The 20,866-nt window shown below is 62.2% G+C and carries 20 protein-coding genes; 10 read left to right on the top strand and 10 right to left on the bottom strand.

Translation table 11 applies throughout. From position 1 onward, the window contains the following. Nucleotides 1-101, bottom strand: a 101-nt coding sequence (locus ACXR2T_RS14770) for a cytochrome ubiquinol oxidase subunit I (RefSeq protein ID WP_489945500.1), incomplete at its 3' end; no start/stop codon positions are given. Nucleotides 102-578: 477 nt separating this feature from the next. Next, nucleotides 579-1,487, bottom strand: coding sequence for an aminotransferase class IV (locus tag ACXR2T_RS14765; protein ID WP_458839069.1), 909 nt, complete (start codon nt 1,485-1,487; stop codon nt 579-581). A gap of 44 nt (nt 1,488-1,531) precedes the next feature. Here ACXR2T_RS14765 and ACXR2T_RS14760 point away from each other — a divergent pair, with 44 nt between their 5' ends. The 7 genes from ACXR2T_RS14760 to ACXR2T_RS14730 all read left to right on the top strand — a co-directional run bounded on the left by ACXR2T_RS14760 (nt 1,532) and on the right by ACXR2T_RS14730 (nt 9,985). Then, nucleotides 1,532-2,881 carry an anthranilate synthase component I family protein gene (locus tag ACXR2T_RS14760; RefSeq protein ID WP_458839067.1) on the top strand — a complete coding sequence of 450 codons (1,350 nt, stop codon included), beginning with the start codon at nt 1,532-1,534 and terminating at the stop codon, nt 2,879-2,881. 90 nt (nt 2,882-2,971) lie between these two features. Beyond that, nucleotides 2,972-5,500 (top strand): leucine--tRNA ligase, encoded by a 2,529-nt coding sequence (leuS, locus tag ACXR2T_RS14755; RefSeq protein ID WP_458839066.1) that lies wholly within the window; start codon nt 2,972-2,974, stop codon nt 5,498-5,500. A gap of 206 nt (nt 5,501-5,706) precedes the next feature. Next, the gene (locus ACXR2T_RS14750; RefSeq protein ID WP_458839064.1) at nt 5,707-6,621 is read left to right on the top strand and encodes a ComEA family DNA-binding protein; all 915 of its coding nucleotides are present in this window, start codon (nt 5,707-5,709) and stop codon (nt 6,619-6,621) included. Beyond that, nucleotides 6,618-7,493, top strand: coding sequence for a hypothetical protein (locus ACXR2T_RS14745; protein ID WP_458839062.1), 876 nt, complete (start codon nt 6,618-6,620; stop codon nt 7,491-7,493). Before ACXR2T_RS14750 ends, ACXR2T_RS14745 begins: the two co-directional genes overlap by 4 nt. A 380-nt stretch (nt 7,494-7,873) precedes the next feature. After that, nucleotides 7,874-8,158, top strand: a complete 285-nt coding sequence (locus tag ACXR2T_RS14740) for a helix-turn-helix transcriptional regulator (protein ID WP_458839061.1) — start codon at nt 7,874-7,876, stop codon at nt 8,156-8,158. Further along, nucleotides 8,158-9,246 (top strand): hypothetical protein, encoded by a 1,089-nt coding sequence (locus tag ACXR2T_RS14735; RefSeq protein WP_458839059.1) that lies wholly within the window; start codon nt 8,158-8,160, stop codon nt 9,244-9,246. The genes ACXR2T_RS14740 and ACXR2T_RS14735 overlap by 1 nt, the downstream gene beginning before the upstream one ends. 175 nt (nt 9,247-9,421) lie before the next feature. Then, the gene (locus tag ACXR2T_RS14730; RefSeq protein ID WP_458839057.1) at nt 9,422-9,985 is read left to right on the top strand and encodes a hypothetical protein; all 564 of its coding nucleotides are present in this window, start codon (nt 9,422-9,424) and stop codon (nt 9,983-9,985) included. 174 nt (nt 9,986-10,159) lie between these two features. On the opposite strand, the gene ACXR2T_RS14725 is transcribed toward ACXR2T_RS14730, so the two are convergent. Continuing rightward, nucleotides 10,160-10,735 carry a toll/interleukin-1 receptor domain-containing protein gene (locus ACXR2T_RS14725; RefSeq protein ID WP_458839055.1) on the bottom strand — a complete coding sequence of 192 codons (576 nt, stop codon included), beginning with the start codon at nt 10,733-10,735 and terminating at the stop codon, nt 10,160-10,162. Between the two features lie 1,778 nt (nt 10,736-12,513). On the opposite strand from ACXR2T_RS14725, the gene mobC reads away from it, so the two are divergent. Beyond that, nucleotides 12,514-13,152 carry a plasmid mobilization relaxosome protein MobC gene (mobC, locus tag ACXR2T_RS14720; RefSeq protein ID WP_458839053.1) on the top strand — a complete coding sequence of 213 codons (639 nt, stop codon included), beginning with the start codon at nt 12,514-12,516 and terminating at the stop codon, nt 13,150-13,152. A 116-nt stretch (nt 13,153-13,268) separates the two neighbouring features. After that, on the top strand, nt 13,269-15,251 hold the full coding sequence (locus ACXR2T_RS14715; protein WP_458839052.1) for a relaxase/mobilization nuclease domain-containing protein: 1,983 nt from the start codon (nt 13,269-13,271) through the stop codon (nt 15,249-15,251). A 77-nt stretch (nt 15,252-15,328) separates the two neighbouring features. On the opposite strand, the gene ACXR2T_RS14710 is transcribed toward ACXR2T_RS14715, so the two are convergent. From ACXR2T_RS14710 to ACXR2T_RS14700, 3 genes are all read right to left on the bottom strand, one after another. Further along, nucleotides 15,329-16,606, bottom strand: coding sequence for a hypothetical protein (locus tag ACXR2T_RS14710; RefSeq protein WP_458839050.1), 1,278 nt, complete (start codon nt 16,604-16,606; stop codon nt 15,329-15,331). Further along, entirely contained in the window at nt 16,603-17,415 is an 813-nt protein-coding gene (locus tag ACXR2T_RS14705) for a hypothetical protein (protein ID WP_458839048.1), read from the bottom strand. Before ACXR2T_RS14705 ends, ACXR2T_RS14710 begins: the two co-directional genes overlap by 4 nt. 88 nt (nt 17,416-17,503) lie before the next feature. After that, a complete protein-coding gene (locus ACXR2T_RS14700; protein ID WP_458839046.1) occupies nt 17,504-18,256 on the bottom strand; it encodes an LSm family protein in 753 nt (250 codons plus the stop codon). Between the two features lie 147 nt (nt 18,257-18,403). On the opposite strand from ACXR2T_RS14700, the gene ACXR2T_RS14695 reads away from it, so the two are divergent. Beyond that, the gene (locus ACXR2T_RS14695; RefSeq protein WP_458839044.1) at nt 18,404-18,688 is read left to right on the top strand and encodes a helix-turn-helix domain-containing protein; all 285 of its coding nucleotides are present in this window, start codon (nt 18,404-18,406) and stop codon (nt 18,686-18,688) included. A 50-nt stretch (nt 18,689-18,738) separates the two neighbouring features. Here ACXR2T_RS14695 and ACXR2T_RS14690 read toward each other — a convergent pair whose 3' ends face one another. The 4 genes from ACXR2T_RS14690 to ACXR2T_RS14675 form a co-directional block, all read right to left on the bottom strand. Beyond that, nucleotides 18,739-19,107: a hypothetical protein gene (locus ACXR2T_RS14690; protein ID WP_458839042.1), complete on the bottom strand. Its 369-nt coding sequence runs from the start codon at nt 19,105-19,107 to the stop codon at nt 18,739-18,741. A gap of 42 nt (nt 19,108-19,149) precedes the next feature. Continuing rightward, nucleotides 19,150-19,380: a hypothetical protein gene (locus tag ACXR2T_RS14685; RefSeq protein ID WP_458839040.1), complete on the bottom strand. Its 231-nt coding sequence runs from the start codon at nt 19,378-19,380 to the stop codon at nt 19,150-19,152. A gap of 111 nt (nt 19,381-19,491) precedes the next feature. Continuing rightward, the gene (locus tag ACXR2T_RS14680; protein WP_458839039.1) at nt 19,492-20,265 is read right to left on the bottom strand and encodes a hypothetical protein; all 774 of its coding nucleotides are present in this window, start codon (nt 20,263-20,265) and stop codon (nt 19,492-19,494) included. Continuing rightward, nucleotides 20,249-20,803, bottom strand: coding sequence for an antirestriction protein ArdA (locus ACXR2T_RS14675; protein ID WP_458839038.1), 555 nt, complete (start codon nt 20,801-20,803; stop codon nt 20,249-20,251). Before ACXR2T_RS14675 ends, ACXR2T_RS14680 begins: the two co-directional genes overlap by 17 nt. Between the last annotated feature and the right edge of the window lie 63 nt (nt 20,804-20,866).

The raw sequence follows: 20,866 nt of genomic DNA, 5'->3' as shown, positions 1-20,866 counted from the left end.
AGGGCCATGCCCACGGTGAGGGGCACGAAGATGAAGTGGTACAGCGTGGTGAGGCCAAATTGCCAGCGCGCAAGGGCTAGCGGGTCGAGTTGCTCGATCATATGTTGCTCCACAGTGCAGGGAACGCGCGCTGTGCAAACTGCTGCACGGCAGGATCCACGTAAGGGATCCGGTCACTCCCTTAGTGAGATCCGCTACGAGATGTCATTCTCGCCGGAGCGCCGACCGGTGGTTCGGCCCCCAAATTCTATTGAATTACCAGGTCAGAGGCGACTTCGCTTCGACGTCGAGAGACTTTTATCTTGATGCCAAACTAGAAATATTTCGACGCCGAGCGAGAACTATTTCGACGCCAAGAGAAACTACTGGCTCGGAGGTCGTGGGGCGTGGGGCGTGGGGTGTGGGGGTTGGGACGCGAGGCGCCGTCGCGGTCGGCACCCCGCATGCAGTTTGCGCTCCTGCAGGAGATCAGCACTCCTGCAGGACTGAACCCCGCATTCGATCCTGCCTGAGTGCGGATCTCCTGCACGAGCGCAAATCCATGACAGCGACTACACATCACTACCGGCGCCAAGGCGCTACGTGAGCACCGGCTCCCACGTCTGATCGAAGAGGTCGCGAAACTCGGTGAACCGCGCCGACACGATCGGCATCTGCACGCCGTCGATCGCGATGACCGGGCGAATGCCGTGCAGGGCGTTCACGGCCCACACCTCGAGCGACGCAAGTTCGGCAGGCGTCGTGTGCCCCGGCTTCAGCGGGGTGCCGAGCCGCGAGGCAATCGCCGACACGATCGCCTCGGCGACCGAGGGCACCCGCTCGTGCGAGGCCGAGGTGAAGCCCGCGCCCGTCTTGTCCCACCACACGAGGCTCGTCGTGGTGCCCTCAATGATCTGCTGCTGCGAGATCGGCCCAGCGGGCGCGCCATCACCCGGCTCGACGAGCAACACCTCGCCCCCGGCCTGCCGCATCAGCGACGCATACAGCTCAATGTTGGGGCCCTTGCGGTGCGGGTGGGTCACTGCGCCCCGGCGTTCGACCGACGTGACCTCAATCGTGCTCCGGATCTCTGGGAGCGGGCGCAGTTCAAGCGCCAGGTCGAGCGCCCTGCGCGCGCCGCTCTGCGGTGACCCTACCGAGTAGTCCCAGAGTTCGAGCCGGGGAAAACTGCCGACGGCGCGCGCGGGGTGTGTGCGCACGGCCTGTTCCATGAGGTGTTCGGCGATGTGCGTGCGGGCCGACACTAGAAACTCGTCGATCTCGTCTTCGGTGATGGCGTGGCTCGCGGGTGACCCGCCTTTGTGCGCGTGCTCAGCAAACTCGGCAGACGCGGTCAATACCGCGTTACGGAATCGGGCGAGGTGCAGCGAAAACCCGCGCACCTCGGCGGTGCCGCCGCGCAGACGCGCACGAAAGGAATCTGCGACGACGAGCGAACGGGCGGCAGGGGTGCCGAGAGAATCGTGCTCTGGCGACGACGCGGTCATACTGCGAGCGTACCAGTGTGCTTCACCCCGACTACGCTGGGGTGGTGCAGAAATCAGTCGCACGCGGTACGCGGCGAATCATCCCCGGTCAGTTTGACGCCGAAGCGCTCGCGCGCGCCCTCGCGGCGACAGGCGAGGCGTGGTGTTGGCTCGACGGCGCAGCGCCCGCACCGGGTGAGCCCGGTGTCAGCTATTTCGGCGTGACCGACCACGTGATGAACGCCCAGCCCGGGCGAGAACGCGAGTTTCTGACGAGGCTTGGGGAGGCACGTTCGCGGGCGGCAGCCGCCGGTGAGGGGGCCTTTCACTCCGGCTGGGTGGCGGCGCTCGGCTACGAAATGGGCGTCGCGCTCATGGGCATCACCCCCGCAATCGACGACGCGCCCCCCGCGTTCGCGCTGCGGCTCGACGTGGTGCTCGCGCTCACAGGCTCCAGCCTCGAGCTGCGCGCCGACACGGCCGAAGCGATCGACGACTGGCTCGCCCGGCACGAGGGCACCCTCGAGCGTGCCGCTCGGGGCGAGCGCGACACCGCTCGGGGCGCAGCGCCCGGCCCGGCGCAGGCCGCTGCACGCTGGCGGCGATCCGGAGCCGACTATGCCGCGCAGGTCACCGCATGCCAGCGCTCGATCGCGGCGGGCGACGCCTATGTGCTGTGCCTCACCGACACCGCGACGAGCGAGGGCCGGTTCGACCCGGTAGATATTTACGCGCGCCTGCGGGCGACGGGAACCGCGACCCGCGGCGGCGTGATCGTCGCGGGCGATCGCGCGCTCGTGAGCGCGAGCCCCGAGCGGTTCTTGAGCGTGCGGGGTCGCTGCGTCGCGACGCACCCTATCAAGGGGACAAGGCCCCGCGGTCACGACGCCCTAAGCGACCGGGTGCTCGCGGCCGAGCTCGCTCACGACCCCAAGGAGCGGGCCGAGAATCTGATGATCGTCGACCTGATGCGCAACGATCTCAGCCGCGTGTGCGACGCCGGATCAGTGGGCGTGCGCGCGTTTCTCCAGGTCGAGGAGCACCCCCACGTGCACCAACTGGTGAGCTCGGTCGAGGGTCGCCTCGCGATGGGAAGGAGCGCGGTCTGCGCGGTCGAAGCGTGTTTTCCGGGCGGGTCGATGACGGGGGCGCCGAAGCGGCGCGCCGTCGAACTACTGGCGGTGCTCGAGGCCGGGCCGCGCGGGCTGTACTCGGGCTGCTTTGGCTGGTTTGACGACGGGGGTGATGCTGAGCTGGCCATGACGATTCGCGGGGTCGAACTGCGCGGGCTTCTCGCGCCGAGGCAGCGCGCGCTCGTGGGCGCGGGCGGGGGAGTGACGGCCGATTCTGACGCTGAATCTGAGCGCGCCGAGAAAGATCTGAAGGCGGCTTCGATCCTTGCTGCGCTCGCGTAGCCGCGCGTTCATGCAGCTGCCCAGGTCGCGGTATCCTTGACGGGTGTATGTCCGCTTGAGCGGACTCTTGCGAACAAGATCGAGGTGTGTGTGACTGAGCAGGGGCGTGAAGCCGAAGGCTACGACTTCAAGACAATTCAGGATCGGTGGCTACCGGTCTGGGACGAGCTGAAGCCGTTTGAAGTCACAAACGAGGCGACGGATCGCCCCACCAAGTACGTGCTCGACATGTTCCCGTACCCCTCGGGTGACCTGCATATGGGGCACGCTGAGGCGTTCTGCTTCGGTGACGTGATGGCACGCTACTGGCGCGGCCAGGGCTATGACGTGCTGCACCCGATCGGCTGGGACTCGTTTGGGCTGCCCGCCGAGAACGCCGCGATTAAGCGTGGCATCGACCCGCGCCAGTGGACCTACGAGAACATTGCGCAGCAGAAGGCGTCGTTCCGCATCTACGCGCCGTCGTTCGACTGGAGCCGTGTGCTGCACACGAGCGATCCCGAGTACTACAAGTGGAACCAGTGGATCTTCCTGAAGATGTACGAGAAGGGTCTCGCCTACCGCAAGGCGAGCTGGGTCAACTGGGACCCGGTAGACCAGACCGTGCTCGCGAACGAGCAGGTGCTCGCCGACGGCACGTCAGAGCGCTCGGGCGCAATGGTCGTGAAGAAGAAGCTGACGCAGTGGTACTTCCGCATCACTGACTACGCGGATCGCCTGCTCGACGATCTCGATCAGCTCGAGGGCCGCTGGCCCTCGAAGGTGCTCAACATGCAGCGCAACTGGATCGGCCGCTCACGCGGAGCCGAGGTTGAGTTTGAGATTGAGGGCCGTGAGGCAAAGGTGCCCGTGTTCACGACGCGCCCCGACACCCTGCACGGCGCCACCTTTATGGTCGTGGCCCCCGACTCTGATCTGGCCGCTGAGCTTGCCGCAGGAGCCTCGGCTGAGTCGCGCGAAGCCTTTCAGGAGTACCTGGCCGCGACGCAGAAGCAGACTGAGATTGAGCGCCAGAGCACCGAGCGCGAAAAGACGGGCGTGTTTCTCGACCACTTCGCGGTGAACCCCGTGAACGGCGAGCGCATTCCCGTGTGGGCCGCCGATTACGTGCTCGCTGACTACGGTCACGGTGCGATCATGGCCGTGCCCGCGCATGACCAGCGCGACCTCGACTTTGCGCTGAAGTTCGACCTGCCCGTGCGGGTGGTTGTTGACGTGCGTGACGAAGACGGTGCGGCGCTGCCCGATCCGTCCGAGAGTGGCGTTGCGACCTCGGGTGACGGCGTGCTCGTCAACTCGGGTGAGCTCGATGGCCTGGGTAAGACCGAGGCTATTGCCAAGGCTGTTGAAGTGCTCGAGGCGCGCGGCACCGGCCGTGCCACGACCAACTACCGCCTGCGCGACTGGCTGATCTCGCGCCAGCGCTACTGGGGCACCCCCATTCCGATTCTGCACGGTACCGGCGACAACGAGGGTGCGATGCGCCCGGTTGACACCGCGGCGCTGCCGGTTGAGCTGCCGTCGACCGAGGGGCTCGACCTGAAGCCGAAGGGCTCGTCGCCGCTCGGAGCGGCCCACGAATGGGCGAACGTCACCGACGAAGAGGGCGGCGCATGGACCCGCGACGCCGACACGATGGACACGTTCGTCGACAGCTCGTGGTACTTCTTGCGCTACCTGTCAGCGCAAGATAGCTCGCAGCCGTTTGACCCCGCGTCGGCCAAGAAGTGGGGCCCCATCGATCAGTATGTGGGCGGCGTCGAGCACGCGATCTTGCACCTGCTCTACTCGCGCTTCATCACGAAGGTGCTGTTCGACCTCGGCTACGTCGACTTTGAAGAGCCGTTCATGGACATGCTCAACCAGGGCATGGTGCTGCTCGACGGCGCGAAGATGTCGAAATCAAAGGGCAACCTGGTCGAGTTTGCGTCTGAGCTGCAGGCGCACGGCGCAGACGCGCTGCGCGTGACGCTCGCGTTCGCGGGCCCGCCCGAGGACGACATTGACTGGGCCGACGTGTCGGTGCAGGGCTCGGCGAAGTTCTTGGCACGCGCGTGGCGCATCGCCGACGACGTGCAGTCAGGCGGCGCACCCGCGGGCGTCGACTTCGCGGGCAGCGATAAGGCACTGCGCAAGCACACGCACCAGTTGCTGGCTGACGCCCCCACGCTCACCGAACAGTACAAGTTCAACGTCGTGGTTGCCCGCCTCATGGATCAGGTGAACTTTACCCGCAAGGCGATCGACTCGGGGTGCGGTGTCGCCGACCCGGCCGTACGCGAGTCGGCTGAAGCGATCGCAATGATCCTGTCGCTGTTTGCGCCCTACGCGGCCGAAGACATGTGGGCCAAGCTCGGGCATGAGCCGACCGTGGCGCTTGCCACCTGGCCGAAGGCAGACCCGGCGCTGCTCGTCGAAGACGAGGTAACGATGGTCGTGCAGGTCGACAAGAAGGTGCGCGACCGGCTGACGCTGCCCGCTTCGGTGACCGAGGCCGAGGCTGAGGGGGCAGCACGTGCAAGCGACGCCGTGCAGCAGGCGATTGGTGATCGCGAGATCGTCAAGGTCGTGGTGCGCGTGCCGAAGATCGTGAGCATCGTCACAAAGCCCGCCGCGTAACACGGCATTCTGGTGACTCGGGCCGGGCGCTCCTCTAAGACAGGGGAGCGCCCGGCCCGAGTCGTCCACAGCCCCTCTTAGCGGGGTACATTTGGCGAGTTATGCACACCTGCGTGAATCATCTGGCGACGTAGGCCGGGGCGAAGTACGGTGCGGGTATGTGCCCCAGGTCGCGCCCAGCTCACGCTCGGCAGGAGCCGCCGCAGTTGCTCCCCGAAGACGTGCTGTCGAGCGAGCGCTGGCGTTCGCGAGTCGGAGCTGCCGGTGCACGGAGAACTCTGGGTGCTGGCTCCCGTGGCAGCGCCAGCGACGCGCGGGCGGCCGCAGACACCGAGGCGTTCGAGCGGGCGCCCGGTCTATCACTGCGCGCACGTCTCGTGCGGGCGGTGCGCGCCCCGGTGCTCGCGGGGGTGGCCGTGTTTGTGGTGGCCGTGGTGGCGACAATTGGTATTGCAGTCGCTGGTTCACTTGGGGCGCAGCTGCCGGGTGAGAAACCCGCACCTGATTCGACGACGCAGGCATTAGAAGATGCGGCAGCGCAGGGAGCGTTTGAGTCGCCCGCGTCGGCCGCGTCGTCTACTGGGAGTGACTCGAGTGCCGATACAAGCACGAGCGTCGTAGGCGAGGTCTACGTACACGTCGTAGGGGCGGTCGGCACTCCCGGGGTCGTGAAGCTGCGGGCAGGCGCGCGCGTGCAAGACGCGATTGACGCCGCCGGCGGTCCCACAGAGGAGGCAGTGCTTGCGGGGGTCAACCTGGCGCGTGTCGTGGCTGACGGCGAACAGTTGCTGGTGCCAGACGCCGAGGCGCTCGAGGCCATGGCAGCCGCCGCGAGTGCAGGCGCTGACGCCGGTGCTGGGGCGGCGGGCGACGCCGGTGCAACGGCGAGCGCAAGCCCCCAGGGCAGCTCAGGTGCCCAGGGCAGCGCGAGCCTCATCAACATCAACACGGCCGATGCGGCGCTGCTCGAGACGCTACCTCGCGTGGGCCCGGCCCTCGCGGGGCGCATTATCGATTGGCGCACACAAAACGGCGGCTTTCAGAGCGTGGATCAACTGCTCGAGGTTTCGGGGATCGGGGTGAAAACTCTCGAGGGGTTTCGTGACCGGGTGACAGTGTGAAGTCACCGCCGGGGCTGTGGCGGGTGCTTGCGCCGGCCGGCGCGACGTGGGCGCTCGCGGCGGGATCGATCGTGCTACCGGGCAGCTGGTGGGTGCTTATCGTGGTGGGAGTCTGCATCGGCATGGCCGCCATGGTTATTGCTGCGCTTACCTCAAAGGACCATGCCGCGCAGCTTCTCGCTTTCGCTGGTGTGCTCGCGGCACTGCTGCTCTTGACCGGCGCGCGCATTGGCGTGGCTGAGATACACAGGGTGGCGCCGGTGCTCGACGCCGCCATCGAAGCGTCTGATCGAGTCGAGTTTCGAGTGCAGCTGACCGATTTCGCCCAGCTCGAAACGGGCAGCGAGCTCGCGCAGCTCACGGGCTGGGTGCCCGCCACGGTGCTCGAGTACGGCGGCGGGGGTGGTCGTGCTGACGCCACGGCAGCCACCAGAACGCCCGTCGTGCTCTGGCTGCAGCGTGCCACCCAAATCCGGGCGCCCGAACCGAGCGAACCTCGGCAAGGGGGTTCCGAGAGCTCGACGTCCAATCAAGTGACCGCCAGAGACGCCGCGCACTGGGCGCCGGGCACTGAGCTGATAGTCGTGGGGGAGCCTGTGCCGCTCGAGTCGACATCGAGCGCGGCGTACGGTGTGCGCGTCACCGGGTATTACACCGTGAGTGAGGCGCGCGGCCCGGTGCTTATTGCGGCGACGCTGCGCTTCCAACTGCGAGCCGCGGCCGAGCGTGTGCCGGGCGCCGAGCTCGTGCCGGGCTTCGCTGTCGGAGACACGGCGCTCGTGGGCCCCGAGCTTGAGGCCAACATGCAAGCGAGTTCACTCACCCACCTTGTCGCTGTCTCGGGCGTTACTACACACAACCCAGATGGGTAAAGACTACCCAATTTGGGTAGCCTTCGGGCGGTTGCCGAGAGCACGATTTGCAGCGATTATGAAACGCTGTTGAGGGAAATGTAATTCCGTGATTGTGAACTTTGGTGAAGTGTGTTAGGCTCGGAACTAATCCTTAAGCGAGCCGAAAATGCCTCGCTGGGTGAATCGAAGCAACTCGATTCACGGCCTGGCTAGTGTCCGACAGTCAAGGGCGGGGAGAGTCTGTTCGGCATTCGGAGAGAACGAACTGGAGAAGCTAGATTGCTTCTCCACGCGAACGAAATACCGGAATTGTTCGTGTACTTGCGCACCTGTCTTGGCACCGGATTGGCCCTGACGAGAATTGTCTGTTCTTTTTCTCGTAGTAAGGGTCATTTTTTATGTGTTCGAAGATTGTGGTTGATGTACCGGCTGTAGATCGGCCGGGTGAAGTGGCAGTACCAGCAGTGCAAACGGTGCCCATGGCTCCGGTGATGCCAGCCGTTTTCTCGGCAGCAGAGGCTGCCCGCTATTGTGGCCGGGCTCCCGGCACCTTCGCGAATTGGCGCGCACTGGGCAAGGGGCCCCGCTACATGCGCGATGGCGCTCGTGGATCGAGGATCTACTACTTGCGTATTGACCTCGATGCCTGGTTGAAGCGCCAGCTGCATGGTGGTGATGCGTAATGTCTACGATCATTTCTCTCCTTGAAGCGCCTTCCCTACGGCTGACGGGCGCCTGGATCGCCCCTGAGCTGTCTGCGACGACAAGCGGATGGTCTAGCCTTCTGCGTGACGACATCATCGCAGAGGTCACCCATCAGTTCTTCGCTGCGGTGTCCACTGACGCGCTGCAGCAGAATGATCACCGCGCTATTGCGCGGGATCTCGTAGCCCTTACGAACATCGCGTTCGCGCAGCGCAACAGTGAAGTCGATCAGTCTGTTCAGGGCTGCATCTACCCACTTGTGTCACTGACTCATTGGCAGCTCGCTAGTCTGCTCGTGGCGTGCGAAGGAGTTCGTCTTCTCATGCCTACTCGTGGTGGTGCCGACAATGAGCAGTCTGCCGGGCAGCTGTGCGTATATGACCATGAGAGCGACGTGCGCGAGGTAGGTCGGGCTGTGATCGAGCGCCTGATCCATGAGTACCGGCCTGGTATCTCTCTCGCGGACGTTGAAGCGACTCTGGCTACGCTGTGCTGCCTTGCGCCCGTAGTGAAAGCTACGCACAAGGAGACCCTGAAGCTGAGTGCTGAGGCTAGCTGGGCCGCGACCGTCGCGAATCAGCCTGAAGCTGAGGCGGTGTGCCAGTTCTGGTGCCATGTCGCGCATCAGTTTGTCTGGGATGAAGTCCCGCTGAGGTTTGTGAACGACCTCTATGTGGTGTGGTTTACGAGGCAGTTCAATCGGCTCTCGCAGCTGACTAAGCCGCAGTTCAGGAATTCGCTCGCTGCCGTCATCGCGATAGATCCGTGCTGGCGCATGGATAGAGAGAAGCAGGTTCGGACTAGTAACCGCTTCGACAAGCCTGAGCTCCTCATTGACGAGTACGAACTGGAGTCTTGGCGTAACCCGCAGTTTAGACCAGGTGACTCCGCGGAGATTTACAGCACGTTTGATCCTAGGACCCAGCAGAAGTTCACGGGAGTGATCATGCGAACTACTGAATGCACGTCGGACTGTGACGCTGCGGTATCTCTCGCTGATTCATCTCTCGCATTTCACTCTGCGTCGCCTTCCACAGACGCGTCGTTCCACAGTTCGGTGGCATAGTCCCGAGCGTTGTGCAGAGAGCCCTGGGCCACTTCACGGCCTCGCTGCCCCCTATGCCGCTGTTTGACACTGGCATAGCCCACAGACACCCGCAGGTGGATCCACGATCTGCCTACACAACACGAAGAATCGCAGCCGTGAGCGCGGCACAAGACATTGAAGGGCGGTGGCCGAGATGGCTGCTACGAAAGCAAGTAAGAGCAAGAGCCGTGCGCTCGCCTTAGCGCAGCGTGATGCTGAGGCGGCGCAGCGGAAGGCAGATGAGCTGAAGCGCGTTGCCGCGGAAATCGAAGCCGAGGATCTCGCGATGGAACGTGCGCTGAAGGCTCGTGGTGAGCTCGCAGGGGCACTCTACGACGTACTGGGCCTTGAACCCGAGCCGAAGCGCGAGATGAACCGTACAGTCCTGCGTCGCGGTAAGCCCGTACAGGAGCCGGTGTTTACTGATCGCGACCCGAAGGAGGTGCTCCGTGCGCAGTGGGCCTTTGAAGCTGTTGAGCTCATGGCTAAGCGGCTTGGGGACGAGAGCATGGCCGAGGTTATGCAGACGATCGAGCAGCGTCGTGAGGCAGCACGCAAGACCGATGATGCGAAGCGCGCGAACAAGGGAGAGGGTGCCTCGGCAGGGGAGAGCGTTACTGGTAGCGACGCAGCCCCGGCGCCGAGCTATGAGGCGTACGTGCTCAATGAGGCCCGGCCTGCACCGCGCTATGCGAATGGCTTGCACGAGGCTGCGTGAGATGTAGCTGCACGTTGAAAACAGAACCCCGAGGGCCGTTAGGCTCCCGGGGCTCTGTCATGTTGGGGTCACGTCTACGTGACCTATTCGGATTGAGCTAGTCGGTGCTGTCTGCGATGTCAGCACGAAGCTCTCGTGTGGCAGTAATCGTCAAACTGCACCGGATGGTTAAATCTAGTCGTCGCTGACGGTGTCGGCGAGTTTAGCAGCGACGTCGTCAAGCGACGAGCCTTCGGTAGTGAGGCCAGATTTTGACGCCAGCATGGGGCTATGGTCTCTGAGCTCTTCGAATGTCGTGCCATGCGTAATCGGGATCAGTCGGTCCGAAGCGAGGAGAACGGAGAGTTCCTTGTCTGCCACGCCTTCTGAAGCCAAGCTCTTATAGAACGACGGGGTTACGAGGACGATCCCAATTCGGGACTTGCTCAAACCTTTGTCGATCTCACGGATGAGGGATTTGCCTAGAACGATATCCTTCTCGCTAAACCAGACGGACACTCCGAGAGCTTCGAGCTTGTCGTGAAGGTCTTTCGCGGCGTGCTGGCGGTCATCCCAAGCGTGGCAAAGGAAGATGTCACGGCGGTCGGGGAACGACTGGGCAATTCGTGCGGCTTCCTGTCGGACTGGCTTGAGGGTCCGCAGATCTGAGGGTGAGAATACGACCGTGCGGCCGCCTATCGTCTTGCTGACTGATGAACCGCCGAGGCCGCCACTCCTGCTGCCACTTGTAATTCCTGCTCCGAAAGACATCGAGCGAACTGGCTGTGGCGGGTAGTAGGACTGGCTGTACGAACTGTATCTGCAGGCGGGGCAATTAGCTCTGGCTGCGGCGGAATGATGGCCTCTTACTGGTGCTGTGCAACTCATGGGGCGAGGCTATCAACTACCACTGACGTTCTAGTGTCAGGTTCGTCGCGTGAGGAGCTGCGTGGTGATGCTGTCAGCTCCTGCGCTACCGCTTCGGAGCCTCGGGCTATGTGGCGAGCTGTAACAGTGAGTTGCTCCGCGGGCTTGCTGTTTGCTTGTCGGAGGTGAGCCAGCGGGCGCGCGCTCGTACCCTGCGCTACCGCTGCGGGAGCAAGGAGTCGCCTGCGAAGTTCTGATTCTGCACTGTTGCAGTGCGCAATGACGTGGAGGGACCCTCACGTGCCCTGGCAGGGCCAGTTCTGGGCCACAAGTGGGCCGAATGTGGCCCTGTTTAGTTTCACTCTACTCAGTAATGATTACCTGAATCATTTACTAAGTGTTCGCCTACCGAAGTCTGCTTTTCCCAGATCAAAGCAGGGACGTGATAGATCTGCCAGTAGCTCTTGGGCCCAAATGGTGCCCATTCATGGACCTTGCAGGGCCCTGTTTCTGTCGTTAGCCGGCCAAAATGATTTCCGATAATTTCTCGAAATCATTATTTGTGGCGCACATCCTCGAAAATCGTCAATCAGGGACCTTGAAGGGCCCTGTTTGGGGTGGCACAGGGACCTTCAAGGGCCCTGTGCCATTCTCCGCTCGAAAACTAGGGCCAATTCGAGCCCGTTTCTGGTCACTTTCTGGCACTTCAAGGGCCCTGTGCTGCGAGCAACGTGAGCTGAGACGTGTGAACGGGGACCTTGAAGGTCCCTGTTTTGGGCGCGTAGGGCACTCGAAGTGCCCTGTTTGCTGATGGGTAGGGCACTCGAAGGGCCCTGTGCCAGAGCAGCAGGGACCTTAAAGGGCCCTGTTTCCTTCCTCGTGAGCAGTCGCGGCAAGAGGAGGGATCATTTCTGGCACTTGAAGGGCCCTGTTCTAGTTAAAAGCAGCAGTTGTGGCTGATCGTTAATTGAAATCGTAATTATTTCCCGTCAGGAGGCCGGAATCCGTCGGCTTCAGCTTGTTTTCGCTGTTTCTGCCTGCGTTCTTGCTGGCGTCAGAGCAAGGTTTCGCAGTGCAGACGCCCCCTCCGCTACCGCTGCGGTGGCAAGGATCTCATCTGAGGCGTAGTCGCTGGCTGCTGCAAGCCCGCGCTACCGCTTCGGCATCTTGGTGCGCATTCTCGCTGCGAGGAGGGCAATGCGCGGGGTCGCACAGTCAGCCCCTGCGCTACCGCTGCGGTGCTGGCTGTCGGGCTTCAGGGGGGAGCTGCGGCCTCCGCTACAGCTTCGGCCTCGGGCTGCGCCAGAGTGGCCAGGAGTTGTGCGTATCAACGTGGAACTTAGCGCTTCAGACAGGGCGAAGTGATCTCATGGGCGCTCGGTAGGGGGCCCGGCAAGGCGTAGTGGAGGCATCGCGTCCGCTGGAGCTGCGCAAGCCGAAAGGCTGTGAGTGGGTGCCGGTAGGCGGCAGCGATCAGCCCGGCTGGAGGCGGAGCAGGGTGGGGACGCGTGAGCGTCCCTGACCCTGCGGAGCTCTTGGAGAGAAACCAACGCGCACCAGCGTTGGGGGCTCGGAGAGTAGGGCCGGTAGGCCCTGGGGGTCGAGGGGGCGTAGCCCCTCGCAAGCAGAGGTAACCGAATACAAATTGAAGCGGAGCGAGATTTGTATGACGGTTAAACTGCTTGCCGTTTATTGCGGCCTATGTGAGAATGGTTCTCAATAGCACCGATGCAGAGGCTCCGACTTCCCGTTGTTCCGGGGAGTGGGAGGGCATCGGCATAGGCCGCAATAAACCGAGCGAAGGGGGAAGACGAATGGCGAAGGATGCGAAGGCAAGCGCAGCGCAGACGAAGCAGACGAGGCGTTCGGCTGAGCACTACGCGAAGGCGGTCTCGGTTCGACTCTCTACAGAAGAGCACCGTGCCGTGGAAGATGTACGCGCTGCAATGGCCACGGAACGTGGTTGCAGCGTGGACAAGATTCCGTATAGCGAAGCTATGAGGTTGCTGCTTCGCGATAAGGAAGGTGCAGCTGAGATTGAAGCTCGCGCGAAGGTGATCCGTGAGCTGCCTGCAGCGCGGCTTTGGGATGATCCTTCGATCAGCAAGGACATAGAGCGCGTTAGTGATTCGCTCGCAGCGGTCGTCACGCAGGTTCAGAAGATCGGCACGAATGTGAACCAGATCGCTCGCCACTTGAACTCAGGAGGCTCGGTCGAAGGGGAGGTGATCGCTGAGTCTCTCGGCTGGTTGAAAAACATTGAAGTGCAGGTCGAGCTCGCCGAGATGGCGTTGTACTCGAATCACAGGCTTGCTGCGTGACGCAGAGGGAGAAACACGGTCTCGGATGAGTGCGTCGGTGCTTTTGCTGTTTGAAGCTTTTGAAGAGTTAGCGCGCGGGGGTTAACCGCGAGCGTAGATATTGAGGGGCGTTAGTCATGGTGAACATTGCGTCGAGTCCGTCGCGGAACGTGGCGGCGTTGTTCAACTACTTGAAGAACCCAAAGAGGGGTCAGAGCGCTAGCGACCGGAACATCTTGATCGTAGGCATGAACGGCGCGCTGTCCTCCGTGGCAGAGAAGCAGTTCCGTGACACGCGCAAGAAGTACGGCAAGAACGGTAGCGCTAAGGCCGCGAGCAAAGGCGGTCGTTCTGTGGCGACCGGTGAGTTCGTACAGGCGTACCATGTGCTCGTTAGCTTCGGGAGCGATGAGCTTGATCGCAATGATCCTGATGCGCCGCGTCAGGCCGCGAATATTGTGCGGCGGCTCGTGGGTGAGAGGTTCCCTGGTCACATGACGGTATCGTTCATCCAGGGCGACGGTGACGGCGGTGAGTTTGGAGAGGGCGGCAAGCTCCACGTGCACATCGTCGTCAACGCGGTGGCGCACCTGACGGGCCTAAGTCTCGACTCGAACCTCGTGACGCATGCGTACAAGGACTTCCAGCCCGACGGTAGCATCGAGTTGGCTGGTCTCGCGGTTGAGCTCGACCGTGTGCTGAAGAAAGAAGACTTCAAGCAGCATCCCAAGAACGTTGCCGCCATGGAAGAAGCGAAGGCTCGTGTTGCAGCAGGAGGCTCACCTCGGCTGAGGAGCACTGTGCGCCGCGAAGACAGCGAAGGACGCAAGCTGGCTGAGTATCGCTTGTGGGAAGCTCGCCGCTGCGAGGCAGAAGCGGATGGCCTGCCGTTCGATGAGCAAGAGCCGTTCAGCGTCGCTGTGTTGAAGCAGCGCATCGAGGAAGCGTTGGCTGACGAGAGCGTGGTGGATCTTGACTCGTTCAAGGAGAAGCTCGCTGAGCTGCGCGTCGACTTCGAGCAGCGCCCGGGCGCTCGTGGTTTCTCGTACGCGATGGTTGATGAGGACGGCGTCATGCTGAATGGGGGAGCGAAGCGAAAGGCTTCGAAGCTCGGCACGAGCTTCATGCGCGACGCGGTGCTCGCTCAGCTGGGCGACCACCGTGACGCACAGTTGGCACGTCAGGCGAAGCAGACTCAGCGCACTCAGTCAGTGCAGCAGACGCCACCAGCACAGCCAACGCCACCAGCACCGAAGCCCCGGCGAGCGCCGAAGAAGCGTCAGCCAGACCCAGAGCTGGCTGACAAGGTCGTGCATCAGTTCAACGATGATGAACTGATGGTGGACTACTCCGAGATGGAGAGGCGCCATGGGCTTACCTTCGATGAAGCAGATCAGGCGTTCGCTGATTGGCAGGCGCTGGGAAAACCTGCGACTGCGTTTGATCGCGAGATCGCTGAGCTCCGCGCGAAGCGTGAGGCCAGGTATGGCAGCCCGGAGTCCGTTGGAGAAGCTGCTAGTGCCGTAGGCAGTACGGTGCCTGACGTGGCTGTGTCTGTGTCTGAGCCAACACAGCCAACACAGCTAGCCGCAGATACAAACACTGCGCGCTACGTCTCGAAGCTTGCTGACCCGTCATTGCCTTTTCCCAAGAGCGAGGTTGTGCAGGGTCGCTTGTTCGCGCTGGCAGAATACGAGCCGCTCGCGGTCGAGCTGCTTCAGCGCGGCGAGCGCCTCGACGAGAAGCGGTTGTCGGGCGTGGGGGACAAGTTCATGAAGGACTTTGGTGACCGTTTACACCCGCTTGTGCGGGATCAGCTGAACCTGCGCGAGACGAAGAAGGCCCTTTGCAGCGGGTACTACGAAAAGCGTGTCGCGGCCCACCAAGCGCTCAAGGAGCTCGAAGCCGAAGCTGAGAAGCGCGCTGACCTTGCCTGGGAATCAGGAAGCGATGCGAAGCGTTTGCACACTGAACACGGTCACGCAGAGAAGCGCCGCGCGCAGCTTAATCGTGAGATGGAGCAGGGCATCTACGAAATCGTGCCGGTGAAGATCGAGAGCCACGATGAAGACCTGCTGGGGCGTCGCGAGATCGACCGGGAGCGCATCTTCGGAGAATGACCTCAATGAAGGTAGAAACCCCGTCCACGGACTCCTGAGAGTTCGCAGACGGGGTTTCGTAGTTAGGTCGTTAGACCTTAGATGTTGGGGTTCTCGCAAGTGCCAGTGGACTCACAGGGCTGCGGTGGGATGAACGGAGGGGTCCATTCCCCACCGGTTCCGCCGCCGGAGCCTGAGCCGCCACCACCAGAGCCCGAGCCACCGGAGCCAGCGTTACCGCCACCGCCGCTACCGGCGTTGCCGTTGCTCCAGGAGCCTCCACCACCGTTGCTACCCCAGTCGGAGTAACCGGTGTCGACCCACTGCGGCTGAGCGGCTGCTTCAGCTGCGGCCTGTGCGGCAGCAGCTTCGGCAGCTACGAGCGCGTCGTGGCTTGCCTTCAGCGCAATAGCGCTCTTGAGGTAGGTGACGTAGGAAGTGACGAACGAGGTAGCGACCTCAGCAGAGGGCTTGTCAGCCTTCTCGTAGGCTGCAAGAGCCTTCTCAAGGGCCTTAGCCTTCTTGTTCAGGTCAGCAGCGTCGGCCTTGGCGTAAGCCTCGACCCAAGCCTTCTGGTTCTTGAGAGCTTCGGTCGCAGCTGGGGCCATAGCCTTGGCACCAGCGAGCACCTCAGTTGCGAGGGCGTCGGTCTTGGCGGTGACTTCATCAACCTTCGCCGTAGCGTCAGCTGCAGCGGTTTCTGCAGCCTTGGCCTCAGTCTGAGCCTCAGCTACGCGCTCGCTCGTTACCTTGTCGCCAGCAGCCTTCAGCTCCTCGTAGGTGGGGAGCTGGGTAAGCTTCGCCGAAGTGGGCATACCGTTGGCCTTGGTTGCCGGGGCCTTCGTCTTCTCGCCCTTGACCTTAGCCGGAGCCTCGGTCGGAGCAGTGGTGAGAGCAACGACAGGTGCGTTGGTCTTGACGGAGACAAGAGCTTCAGGCGCAGTAGCTGCGACCTTGAGGTCTGCGAGGTAGCCCTTCTTGTGGGCTGCAGTAGCCTCTGCCAGGGCCTTTTCGGCAGCGGTCAGATCGGTCGCAGCCTTGCCGATCTGCTTGATCGCACTAGCCTGATCCTCGACGGCAGTCGCGTAGTTCGAGATGCGCGTCTGAGCGGCTCCGAACGTGACTCCGCCAGCGACGAGCGCAACAGCGGCTACACCGGCTACGAGACCGACGATGAGCTTCTTGCGGCTCTTCTTGGTGGGCTCAGGGTTACTCTGGCCGCCTGCGAAAGCCTTTCCGATAGCAGCCTTGGCATCTGCAGTACGCTGCTTGGAATCGGCGAGGCTCGTTGCCTTCATAACGGGCGGCAGCTGTGCGTCCTTACCCGGTACGGGCGTCTCGATCGGGCCGAGGCCCTTATCGTTTTCGTTGCTCATTTAATCCTTACGTTCACCGTCTGCGGCCTCGCGCGGTATGCACGGTTCGCAGCGAACTCGGCACTTTGCTGCCCGAGGACTGCTCCCGTCAGACCTGCCTGCACGATGCCGCTAATTTTGGCTGTTCTTTCGATACGTTCCTGAGTGGCGAGCTGAGCAGCCGCCATGTTCTCAAGGTAGCGCTGATGAAGGACATTCTTGTAGACGTTCATTGCGTCCTGCACCGTGCTGGCACGGTACTCGTGGACGATCTGCCAGCACTCTCGGACGTCATCGGTGTTGAGATAGTCCGACGGGAAGAATCCGCTGTAGCCTTGACGATACTCTTGGCGAGTTTGTTCGAGTTGGGCCTGTACCTGTTGCACGGCAGGCCAGGTCTCGTTGCCAATTTGCTGTGCGATGGTTTCGTTCTGCTGCTCGCGCTTCGCGTTGGTTTTTGCGAGGCCGCCATTGCGGATCGCGAGCACGACCGCAGCGCCGATCAGGGCGAGCGGCAGGGGTAAGAGTAGCCAGAGCATCGGGGCCATCATGGAGCTCGCGCTCTCGTAGCTGCCACTGGGGCCAGCTTCTAGAGATGCCCTGCCGATAGCGCTGACCATGATACTGAAGGCGAAGACAGAGAACACTGCGGTGAGGATTAGTACCCAGAGCCAGTACATGCCGCCTCGCCAACGGTTCAGGTATCGAACGTAACGGTGTTGGTGCTGCTGGTAGATGGCCTGCTCTTGGGCTTGCAGGTCTTCGAAGCGGCGGAGTACGCCGTGAAGGCCTGCAAGTTTGTTTTCGAGCTGAGCGCGTGCGTCAGTCATCGTGTTCTCTTTCCGTCGCTGGAAGGTCGCCCGGCGAGCATGACGCTCGCCGGGCTCTGGGGATTTGTTGCCGCATGAAGTGGGTGAATTAGCCCTTCATCCACTTTCCTGCACTGTTGAGGTAGTAGCTAGTCGTGCCCGACTGACCGTCATCGCGGGGCAGGGGGAATGCAATGTTGCCAGCGCTGTCAGTACCGAAGTCGAACATCTCCGAGCCAGGTGTGCGCGTCTGACCGAGTTCGTTGAGCACGCTCGGAGTGGGGAATGAGGCCGTGTACTGCAAGGCGCTGGTTGCATCAGCACAGCGATCGACCTTGATGACCGTGAGTTCATCGAGATCGAAGTAGACACCCTTTTCAGGATCTTCTTCCGAGAACTCAGAGAGAGCAAATGGCTCTACTTTCAGATCACTAGCGTTACCGGTGAGCTGGTTTACTGCCCACGCAGATGGGTTAGGTGAGCCCCAGAACTCGTTGTCGACGGGTGCGTCCGTGAGCCATGCAAGATCAGCACCTTGCTTGGGGGTGTGAACGAACTGCACAGCGCAGTTCTCCATTGAATCGAGCATGATGGTCTGAACCGTGATGCTTTCGAACGGGATGTTCTGGTAGTCATCTACGAGCTCAACGAGCTCGTCGGGGAGCTTGACGGTGACGGGAGTGCCGTACTCGGCGGTAACGCCGTGAGTGGTGTCGAATACGACCTCTGAAGTGGTGGGCTCCTTGGTGCCACCGTCGTTACCGGGGACGATGTCTGCGTCGGCCGGAAGGGTGGTGGAGCACGCTGCGAGAGGGAGTGCGACAAGGGCTGCCGCGGCGAGTGCGATGATCTGTTTCTTCATGGTGTTGGGATCTCCTGTTTTCTTTCGTTTACGAGTGTTCCCTGCGGATAGACTATCGAAACATGAAGGCTTAACTTCCGGAAGTATTAACTTCCGGAAGAGATTACATCGTGGTAGTGGAACCTTCATGTCGGCCAAGCTAGATGAATGCCCACTTCCCAGTCGCTCCGCCGTCAGTTCGGCGCGATCATTCGCGAGGTTCGAGTGGGCCGCAATATGACTCAGCGGCAGTTCGCAGAGCTGCTCAAGCGCACCGAGCGCTACGTCTCCGGTATCGAGCGCGGCGAGTACAACTTGTCGCTCGATCAGGTCGAGCAGCTCGCCAACGAGCTGGGTATCGTGGTGAGGCTCTCCGTGGAGCAGCTGGAAGAAGCCGTGCCTACTGGCGGCACCGAGAGCTCAGCTGCCCCAGAAGTCACTCCGAGCGCATGAGAACTAGACCCTCCGAAGCCGTGAGGCTCCAGAGGGTCTGGTCGAGGATGCTAGGACTTGCTGCCATAGCGCTGTTCGAACGTTTCGAGGTCGATGGCGAGAGTGTCAGCGATCTGCTGGCGCGTGGTGCCATGTTGCAGAGCGTCGTCGATGACAGCACGGCGCGCTTGCTCAGTGGCCAGCTCGACCAGACGAAGCTGCCCGAGGGTGTCGAGGTCGTCTCCTCGCGGGCGGGCTGTGCTCTCTGCCAATGACGCAAGAGTCGCGAATGCTCGATCGCGCGCACTGCGCTCTGACTCTGTGCTGTTCTGTGCGGCGAAGTTCGTGGGCGTCACGGTGCCGCCCATGAGTGGGGCTGTGTCTGTTGCTTCTACGACGGGGGCTTCTCGGGCCTGGTGGTGTGGGTCGGTATGTGTCATGGGTGTAGCTCTTTCGGTGTCATGGGTGTAGCTCTTTCGGTGTTATGGGTAGCGTGAATTGAAGTCCGCGATGTTGAGTCGTAGTAGCGCAGCGAGCTCAACGTCGTCGTGGCCGGTCACCCGTGCTTCGTTGATCGCTGCCTTGCGGGTAGCGTGTACCTGCTGTTGCACGAGCGTGAGTGAGTGCAGCAGGTCCGGGAGTGACGCCGCTTGGTGGGCGGCGTGCTCAGCGAGTCGGAACAGATCCTCGATTGCACCAAGCCGCTCAGTCACAGCCCTGGCTTGAGCGTCGAGCTCCGCCTGCGATGGGTAATGTGTCGTCGGCGCCGCAGAAGATCCGGTGTGTGTGGTGACTACGGATGACAAATAGGTTTACCTCTCTTCTTAATCGGTGGTGCTCGTGCGCTGGGCGAACGCTTCAATCTCTGCGAGGTCGCGTGCGAGCTGCTCGTCGGCATCGAGCAGCAGAGCCTCGAAGCTCGGCACTAGCCAGCGCCAGGGCTCGCGGAACCACGGCTCATCTGCGCGTACGGCGTCGTGTGTGCCAGGGACGAGTGTGATGTCGCCCTGTGATCGACGGAGGCAGCGCCAAGTCAGTGTCGTGCGCTGCAGCAGCTCAGGGTGGGCATGAAGCGAGTCGAGTGTGCGTTCGGTGAGCGCAAGCGTCACGCACGCCGTTTGGGCGAGCGCCTCGGTGTTGATTGCTCCATCAAGGAGCCGTGGTTTGGCTGTAATCGCTTGAATGATCGGGTGCCTGGAGTTCCAGCGCGGCGCCCTCCGCTTCCGTGGCAGCTGCACTCCGAGCACGATGAGGGCTGGATCCGCTGAGTCTGTTAGATCAACTGCCCAGTCCGGCGCGAGAACGCGCAGCTCGTCAAACCGCGCGGTGTCGATCACATGCGGTAGCGCCGCTGCGAGACCAGAGCGCACGATACTCGTGCGCTGCCGGTCATGCGGGGGAGTGACTTGCTCGGCCTCCCAGTACGCCGCGTCGTAGTCGGCTTGGTCGCGATACTGACCGGCCTTACGGTTGCGCTCGACCTCTCTGAGGCGATCGCGGACCTCGTAAGGCTCCGGGTAATCGAGCCACCAGTCGCCGCAGTACTCGTCGCTGTCGTAGCGTTCTTCGTGAGCAAAGTGGTCAGGCGATGAACACATAAACGCCATCTGCGCTCTTGGCGGCCTCAACGACGTTGTAACTATGCTGCTCGTCGCTGGTGTAGCGTGCCCAGTCGAAGTAACGCTTGATCTCATCAGGCACATTGTGGAATATGCCTGTGTCGTCTGCGAGATCGCGCAAGTAGTCCTCGAAGCTGTCGAACTGGCCGCGGTAGCGATCAGTGAACTCCCCGATTGACGGCAGGTCAGTGTTGCCTTCGGCGGTGTAAGAGCCGGAGCGCACCCAAGCGTGCAGCGCGGGGCGGAGGTGCTCGTCGACAGCTTCGAGAGCCTCTCCCCACTGCGTAGCTTCGTGGGGGCTCATCTCGCGCGAGATGGGGAGGTTCTCGATGTCGAAGCACCACAACTCTTCGTCGTCGGTCCAGCGGTACGGTGACCCTTCGAAGAGATCCTTAGCGGTGACATCCGCAGCTTCGGTGGCGTCGTACCAGGCGCCGATTAGGTAGCCCGCGTTATATGCGCCGAAGGAACTGATCCACACGCTGGGCGTGAGATTGGTGGTTGTGGTGGTGACCATTTGGGTTCTCCTTCTTGTCGAAGCAGAACGCAATAGTCTGCTTGTCGAAGAGGCTCCCGGCCC

It is taken from the genome of Leucobacter faecis (assembly GCF_054456635.2).
The sequence above is the reverse complement of the archived record's forward strand: the minus strand, read 5'-3'. Positions and strand labels throughout refer to the sequence as shown.